8 protein-coding genes are annotated in these 7,738 nt (G+C 60.7%); 2 read left to right on the forward strand and 6 right to left on the reverse strand.

Features of this window, described 5'->3' with window-relative positions; all coding sequences use genetic code 11:
• The first annotated feature begins 103 nt into the window (after positions 1 to 103).
• Positions 104 to 541, forward strand: coding sequence for a DUF3995 domain-containing protein (locus tag FBY04_RS22770; protein WP_145317041.1), 438 nt, complete (start codon positions 104 to 106; stop codon positions 539 to 541).
• 131 nt (positions 542 to 672) lie between these two features.
• Here FBY04_RS22770 and FBY04_RS22775 read toward each other — a convergent pair whose 3' ends face one another.
• From FBY04_RS22775 to FBY04_RS22800, 6 genes are read right to left on the reverse strand one after another with little or no spacing between them, the layout of a single operon-like run.
• A complete protein-coding gene (locus FBY04_RS22775; RefSeq protein ID WP_084323645.1) occupies positions 673 to 1,035 on the reverse strand; it encodes a Na+/H+ antiporter subunit G in 363 nt (120 codons plus the stop codon).
• The gene (locus tag FBY04_RS22780; protein ID WP_084323647.1) at positions 1,032 to 1,310 is read right to left on the reverse strand and encodes a K+/H+ antiporter subunit F; all 279 of its coding nucleotides are present in this window, start codon (positions 1,308 to 1,310) and stop codon (positions 1,032 to 1,034) included. Before FBY04_RS22780 ends, FBY04_RS22775 begins: the two co-directional genes overlap by 4 nt.
• Positions 1,307 to 1,795, reverse strand: coding sequence for a Na+/H+ antiporter subunit E (locus FBY04_RS22785; RefSeq protein ID WP_084323649.1), 489 nt, complete (start codon positions 1,793 to 1,795; stop codon positions 1,307 to 1,309). The genes FBY04_RS22780 and FBY04_RS22785 overlap by 4 nt, the downstream gene beginning before the upstream one ends.
• Positions 1,792 to 3,477, reverse strand: a complete 1,686-nt coding sequence (locus FBY04_RS22790; RefSeq protein WP_145317044.1) for a monovalent cation/H+ antiporter subunit D — start codon at positions 3,475 to 3,477, stop codon at positions 1,792 to 1,794. Before FBY04_RS22790 ends, FBY04_RS22785 begins: the two co-directional genes overlap by 4 nt.
• Positions 3,474 to 3,818 carry a Na+/H+ antiporter subunit C gene (locus FBY04_RS22795; protein ID WP_003202835.1) on the reverse strand — a complete coding sequence of 115 codons (345 nt, stop codon included), beginning with the start codon at positions 3,816 to 3,818 and terminating at the stop codon, positions 3,474 to 3,476. The genes FBY04_RS22790 and FBY04_RS22795 overlap by 4 nt, the downstream gene beginning before the upstream one ends.
• Entirely contained in the window at positions 3,818 to 6,736 is a 2,919-nt protein-coding gene (locus FBY04_RS22800; protein ID WP_145317046.1) for a monovalent cation/H+ antiporter subunit A, read from the reverse strand. Before FBY04_RS22800 ends, FBY04_RS22795 begins: the two co-directional genes overlap by 1 nt.
• 341 nt (positions 6,737 to 7,077) lie before the next feature.
• Here FBY04_RS22800 and FBY04_RS22805 point away from each other — a divergent pair, with 341 nt between their 5' ends.
• Entirely contained in the window at positions 7,078 to 7,554 is a 477-nt protein-coding gene (locus FBY04_RS22805) for a hypothetical protein (RefSeq protein ID WP_145317048.1), read from the forward strand.
• The last annotated feature ends 184 nt before the right edge of the window (positions 7,555 to 7,738 follow it).

Below are 7,738 nucleotides of genomic sequence, written 5' to 3' on the forward strand. Positions count from 1 at the left end.
TAATGAGCGCATGGGGCGGCACTTCATCCCCGTTAATCAGTCGCGCACATCTAAAAATGCCGACTAGGATGATTCTGTTAAATCCCTTTCAAGGATCCTCGACATGACGTTTGTGTTGGCTCAATGGCTGGTGACGATCTTCGCGGTGATCAGCCTGATACATGTCTACTGGGCGCTGGGTGGACAGTGGGCGGCTGTGGCGGCGGTGCCTCAGGTGCCGGAAGAGGACGGCGCAAGTTCGCGGCCCGCGTTCAAGCCTTCGGCGTGGCTGACGTTGCTGGTGGCGTTCGGATTGCTGTTGATTGCTGCGCTGGTGTGTTTGCGGGTCGGCTGGTGGATGCCGGCGGTGTCCCATCAATCACTGCAATGGGTAATCAGCGCCATCGCGATGCTGATGTTCGCCCGGGCGATCGGCGATTCGAACCTGGTGGGGTTTTTCAAGGAGGTCAAAGGGTCGAAGTTTGCCCGGCTCGACACTTGGGTTTATTCGCCGTTGTGTGTGGTGTTGGGGGGCGGGTTGTTGGCCGTCGCCTGGATTTGAGTTGCCTCGACTGACGCCTTCGCGAGCAATCCCGCTCCCATATTTGACCGCGTTCGTCCGGCCAACTCGGTCAAATGTGGGAGCGGGCTTGCCCGCGAAGAGGCCCTGCCAATCAATACAAATCTCTGAACCTAACTCCCGCTTTCCGTCCGCCGACTACTCACTTCAGCCGGCACGTCATCCCCCGCCATACGCTTGCGGAACAACGCCGCCCGCGCCAGTAGCAGCGTCGTCACCGGCACGGTAATCGCCAGCAGAATCGGGATCAGCCAGGCATGCAACACCGGCCCTGACTTGAGCGCCGAAAAGTAGATGATCGAAGCCAGCGCCACGCACCACGCACCCAAGGTCGAGGCCAGCGCCGGCGGGTGCATGCGCTGGAAGTAATCCTTCATGCGCACCAGCCCGATCGCGCCGATCAATGCGAAAACACTGCTGAGCACCAGCAGGATCGCCACCGGGATTTCCACCCACAGAGACAGTTCAGCGTTCATTCGATCACCTCGCCACGCAGGAGGAATTTCGCCAGGGCAAACGAGCCGACAAAGCCGAACAGCGCGATCAGCAGCGCCGCTTCGAAGTACGTGTCACTGGCATAACGAATACCCAGCGTCAGCATCATCAACATCGCAATGATGTACAGGTAATCCAGCGCCAGAACCCGGTCCTGGGCCGATGGTCCCTTGAACAGGCGGATCAGCGTCAGCACCATCGCCAGCGAAAAAATGAACAGGCTCAGCAGAATCGCATTCGACAGCAACGGGCTCATTCGAAGATCTCCATCAAGGGGCGCTCGTAGGTCGCCTTGAAGTGCTGGATGAACAGCGCTTCGTCATCCAGATCGAAGACGTGCAGCAACAGAATGCTGCGATCCAGCGCCAGTTCCGACCAGACCGTGCCGGGCACCACGGTGCAGATCATCGCCAGCGCCGCCAGGCCGTTGGCATCACGCAAGTCCAGCGGCACTTTGATGAATTGCGAGCGCGGTGCCCGGCGCCCGGCGTTGAGCACGCCCCAGGCCACGGCGAGGTTGGAGACCAGCACGTCGCGACCGACGATGAAGAACAAACCCAGGATCACGCCGGGACGCCGAATGCGAATCGGCAGGGGGCGCAACTTGCGCATCATCAACGGCGCACAAAAACCGAGTACGGCGCCCAGCAGCAGATTGCCGGGGCTCATCGACAGGTTCAGCACCAGCCACAACAACCACAGCGCCAACGACAGCCACGGGGCAGGAAATAGACGTTTCATGGTTGCACCTGCGCGACCGCGGCTTTGGCTTCCGGGCTCGGCACCGCACGGGTGCCGAGTACCGCCATCACGTACTGCTGCGGATCATTCAACGACTGCGCGGCGGCCTGGGTGTAACGCAACAGGGGTTCGGCCTTGAAGGTCAGCACAATGCTCAGGCCCAACAGCGCGACGATCGGCACGCATTCGAAGCGTCGCAGCAATGGCGAAGGTCGCTCTTGCGGGGTCCAGAAGCGCTGAATACCCAGGCGCGAAAAGGCAATCAACGACGCCAGCCCGGAGAGAATCAGCAACGCCAGCAAGCCCCACGCAGCGTTCGACACCGGTTCCCCCGCGCCGTTGCCCAGTCCCAGCGGGTTGAGCAACGCACTGAGCAGGCCCAGTTTGCCGATGAACCCGGAGAGCGGCGGCATGCCGATGATCAACAACGCGCAGGCGATGAAGCTCAAACCGAGAAACGCCATTGTCCAGGGAATCACCTGGCCGACCACGGCTTTCTGTTCGTCATCGAGGTTGATGCCTTTGGGCGGTTGCAGGGATTCCAGCGGCCGGGCAATCAGGTCGCCGTCATCGAACAGCGGCATTTCATTGGCCGAACGCGAACGTTCGATCAACTCGGCCAGCAGGAACAGCGCGCTTAATGCCAGGGTCGAGCTGACCAGATAGAACAGCGCCGCGCCGATCAGGTTCGGCTGGGCGAAACCGATGGCCGACAGCAGAATCCCTGCCGACACCAGAATGCTCAGGCTCGCCATGCGCTCAAGCCGTTGCGCGGCGAGAATCGCCACCGCAGCGCAGACGATGGTCGCCATGCCGCCATAGATCAACCAGTCACCGCCAAAGTACGCCGAGGCGCCGGCCTGACCGGAGAACAGCAAGGTCCACAGGCGCAGCAAGGTGTAGACGCCAACCTTGGTCATGATCGCGAACATCGCCGCCACCGGCGCACTGGCCGCAGAGTAGGCCGGCACCAGCCAGAAATTCAGCGGCCACATTCCGGCCTTGGCCAGGAACGCCACCGCGAGAATCGCCGCGCCGGCATGCAACAAACCGCGATCGGCTTCCGGCACCAACGGGATTTTCAGTGCCAGATCAGCCATGTTCAGGGTGCCGGTGACGCCGTAGATCAGCGCCGCGCCAATCAGGAACAGTGACGAGGCCAGCAGGTTGATCGAGATGTAATGCAGCCCAGACGACACCCGCGCCCGACCCGAGCCGTGGAGCATCAAGCCGTAAGACGCCGCCAGCAGCACCTCGAAAAACACGAACAGGTTGAACAGGTCCGCCGTCAGGAACGCACCGTACAGCCCCATCATCTGAATCTGGAACAGCGCGTGGAAACTCGAACCGGCGCCGTCCCAGCGGGCCATGGCGAACAGCAGGGCGCTGACGCCAATGATGCCGGTCAGCACCAGCATCATCGCCGACAGGCGATCGACCACCAGCACGATTCCGAACGGCACTTGCCAGTTGCCCGGCAGGTACACGCCGATAGAGCCGGGCACGCCGGTGGTCTGTGTCCATTGCAGCAACAGCACGGAAATCCCCAGGCCTGACAGACTGGAGAGAAGATTGATTTTGGCCTTCAACGGTCGGTGTTTCTCGCCCAGCATCAGCATGATGGCGGCGGTCAGCAGCGGCAGCAGAATCGGTGCGGCGATCAGGTGGGTCATCGCATTCATTCTTTAGGCTCCCGGCCATCCACATGGTCGGTGCCGGTGAGACCACGAGACGCGAGCAGTACCACGAGAAACAGCGCGGTCATGGCGAAACTGATCACGATGGCGGTCAGCACCAGCGCTTGCGGCAGCGGGTCGGTGTAATGCAGCAAGTCTTGCGGCACACCGTCCTTGATGATCGGCTCCTTGCCGATGAACAGACTGCCCATGCTGAAGATGAACAGGTTGACGCCATACGACAGCAAGCACAGGCCCATGACCACCTGGAACGTCCGAGGTCGCAGCACCAGCCAGACGCCGGACGCGGCCAGCACGCCAATGGCGATTGCGATGACTTCTTCCATCAGACGGCTCCTTTCATGGCGACGGATCTGGGCAGGGCGGCGGTTTTGTGGCCGCGTACCGATTGGTGGGCGAGGGCGGTGAGGATCAACAGCGTCGAACCGACCACCACCGAGTACACGCCAATGTCGAAGAACAGCGCGCTGGCGATGTGAATGTCACCGAACACCGGCAGTTCGAAATGCCAGGTGTGGGTGGTCAGGAACGGATAACCGACTGCCATCGCCCCGAGCCCGGTGGCCGTGGCGAACAGCAGGCCGGTGCCCATCCAGCGCAGCGGTCGCAGGCTCATTTGTGCCTCGACCCACTGCGTGCCGGCAACCATGTATTGCAGGATGAACGCCACCGACATCACCAGCCCCGCGACAAACCCGCCGCCCGGTTGGTTGTGTCCGCGCATGAACAGGTAGATCGATACCACGAACGCAATCGGCAGCAACAGACGCACCAGCACCGCCGGCACCATCATGAAGCCGAGCGCGGTGTCGCTGGCGTGACGCGGGTTGACCAGATCGGTCACCACGTCCGGCGCCAGCAAGCGCTGTTGGGCCGGCAGTTGCAGGCTTTCTTTCGGCGGTCGGAAGCGTCGCAGCAGGGCGAACACGGTCAATGCCACCGCCACCAGCACGGTGATTTCGCCGAGGGTATCGAAGCCGCGGAAGTCCACCAGCATCACGTTGACCACGTTGCTGCCGCCGCCTTCGGGCAGGGCGCGACTGAGGTAGAACGAAGAAATATCGTTGGGTGTCTGACGCGTCAGCATCGCGTACGACAACAGTGCCATGCCGCCGCCGACGGCGATCGACAGCAGCAAGTCGCGCAGTCGACGGATGCGTGCCTTGCGCAGTCTGCTTGGCAGCGGCGAGACTTCTTCGATCCGTCGCGGCAACCAGCGCAGGCCCAGCAGGATCAGCACCGTGGTCACGACCTCTACCGCCAATTGCGTCAGCGCCAGGTCCGGCGCGGAGAACCAGACGAAGGTGATGCAGGTCATCAGTCCGCAGACGCTGACCATGGTCAGGGCCGCGAGCCGGTGATACTTGGCTTGCCACGCCGCGCCGAGCGCGCAGGCAATCGCCAGCAGCCAGAGGGTCACGAATACGATCGAGCCCGGAATCTTCGGTCGGTCGCCCCAGCTCAGGCTGCTGTGGAGCATCGGGATCAACCCGGCCAGCACGGCGGCGAGCACCATCAGGAACAATTGGGTTTGCAGGCGTTTGGTGCTGATCCGTCGCTCCAGGCGACGGGCCAGGCGCATCATGATCACCAGGCTGCGCTCGAACAGGCGCTTGCCGTTGAACAGGCCGATGATCGGCGGGTATTTGAAGCGTCCGCGCTTGAGTTGGTTACGCAGCAACAGGTAGAGCACGATGCCGCCAGACATGGCGATCAGGCTCATGATCATCGGTGCGTTCCAGCCGTGCCAGATCGCCAGGCTGTATTCCGGCAGCGTACCGCCAACGACGGGCAGGGCCGCAGCGGCCAGTAACGAGCCGACCACTTGCGCCGGAAAAATCCCCACGATCAGGCAGGTGAACACCAGCAGCTCTACCGGCGCGCGCATCCAGCGTGGCGGTTCGTGCGGGGTGTGCGGCAGGTCGGTTGCGGTCGGGCCGAAGAACACGTCGACGGTGAAACGCAGCGAATAAGCAACGCTGAACGTACCTGCGATGGTCGCGACGATGGGCAGGGTCGTCTCGATCCAGGCCGTCGCGTTGATGAACACGGTTTCGGCGAAGAACATCTCTTTCGACAGGAAACCGTTGAGCAACGGCACGCCAGCCATCGAGGCACTGGCGACCATGGCCAACGTCGCGGTGAACGGAATCAGTTTGATCAGGCCACTGAGTTTGCGAATGTCGCGGGTGCCGCTTTCGTGGTCGATGATCCCGGCCGCCATGAACAGCGACGCTTTGAAGGTGGCGTGGTTGAGGATGTGAAACACGGCGGCCACGGCAGCCAGCGGACTGTTCAGGCCCAGCAGCAGGGTGATCAGGCCGAGGTGGCTGATGGTCGAGTAAGCCAGCAGACCCTTGAGGTCATTCTGGAACATTGCGCAATACGCGCCGAGCAACAGGGTGCAGGCACCGGCGCCGCTGACGATGTAGAACCATTCTTCACTGCCGGACAACGATGGCCAAAGGCGCGCCAGCAGAAAAACTCCGGCCTTGACCATGGTCGCCGAGTGCAGATAAGCCGAGACCGGCGTCGGCGCCGCCATCGCGTGGGGCAGCCAGAAGTGGAAGGGGAATTGCGCGCTTTTGCTCAGCGCGCCGATCAGAATCAGGGGCAGCAGAATAGGATAGAGGGCATGTGCGCGAATCAGATCGCCGGCGGCCAGGACCTTGTCCAGGTCATAGCTGCCAACCACATGGCCAAGCAGCATGACCCCCGCCAGCAGACACAAACCGCCAGCGCCAGTAACCATCAACGCCATGTAGGCGCCGCGTCGCGCATCCGCGCGGTGGTGCCAGTAGCCGATCAACAGGAATGAAAAGAGGCTGGTCAGCTCCCAGAAAAACACGATCTGGATCAGGTTGCCGGAAATCACCAGGCCGAGCATGGCACCCATGAATGCCAGGAAAAACGCAAAGAATCGCGGCACCGGATCGTCCGGCGACATGTAGTAACGGGCGTATAGCGATACCAGCGTACCGATGCCCAGCACCAGCATCGAGAACAGCCAGGCAAACCCGTCCATGCGCAGAACGAAGTTCAGGCCCAGGCTGGGCAGCCAGAAAAACTCTTCGCGAATGACGCCACCATGGGCGATCTGTGGGTACAGGAGTGCGACCTGGACGGTGCCTATGAGGGCAACGACGCCAGCCAACAAAGATTCAGTGTTACGCGCGTTGTGCGGCAGCACGGCTGCCAGACAGCTGCCGACAAAGGGCAGAAGCAGTAGAACTATCAGGGACATAGGCTTCTAATCTGCGGAAGTTTGTGAAGCATCATACGTGCCAGTCCCCGGATCACCAAACGGCAAGCTGTCGCAGAATCCTACACGGTAGATGGAAAAAGCCTGATTCACATTGTTTCAGAGGGCTGTGTTCAGCGGGGCTGGAGCCTTCGTGAGGCAGGGTAAGGGGATGGAGCCGGCTCGCCGGCGAAGGCGCTGTGGCAGTGGCCATCTTTCGACTGATACACCGTTATGGTGAGTAATCATCGCGATGAGTCCCTCGCATTTGACACGAAAAGCAAAAACGCTTGCGTCAGTCACACCTGCGCCCGAATCTGTCGCCCCAACGACAGAGGCGCACCATGACAAAAAGGATTTTTACGAACAAGCAGTCGTTTTTCTGGCTGGTTGTTTTGGTGTTTGTCAATGCGGCTATCTTGGCCGTTGTCGCTTCTTACAATGTATCGATGAGCCATGACAGGAAAATGCTAAGGACCCAAGAGCCTTTGCTTATCGAAGGGGCCGATGGCGATGAGTATTTCTACGCACTGCCTGCCGGCGTCACTCTTTACTACGACAAGCGTTTTCCCGAAGGGCATGATCGCTATATCGTTTACCTCAACCATAAAGGGGCCATCGCTCATGAAGATGTCCCGATGAGGCCGGAATACCGAGGAAATTTCATTTCTCCTCTTTGGGTATCAAATATTGATCCCGAGATCCTGAAGAAGAATTTCAAACGCGTTCCTCTTTCCAGGGAGGATGTTGCTGCGGCCGTAAAATCCAATGAGATCACCAGAGATGACTTGGTTGACATCATTCGGTCGTTGCCCGATTGATCGCTGGGCGAGCGTCCGGCCCCTTCGCGAGCAAGCCCGCTCCCACAGGGAGCGGCGGCGTTCACACTACCGCGGCGCCACACAACACTAATGTGGGAGCAACTGTCTTCACCCTGCCATTCGTCACCGCCATTCGGTGCCGTCTCTCAGCATGGCATTCAGTCTGATCAGTAATATTCGCATG

It is taken from the genome of Pseudomonas sp. SJZ080 (assembly GCF_007828295.1).
Lineage (GTDB): Bacteria > Pseudomonadota > Gammaproteobacteria > Pseudomonadales > Pseudomonadaceae > Aquipseudomonas > Aquipseudomonas migulae_A.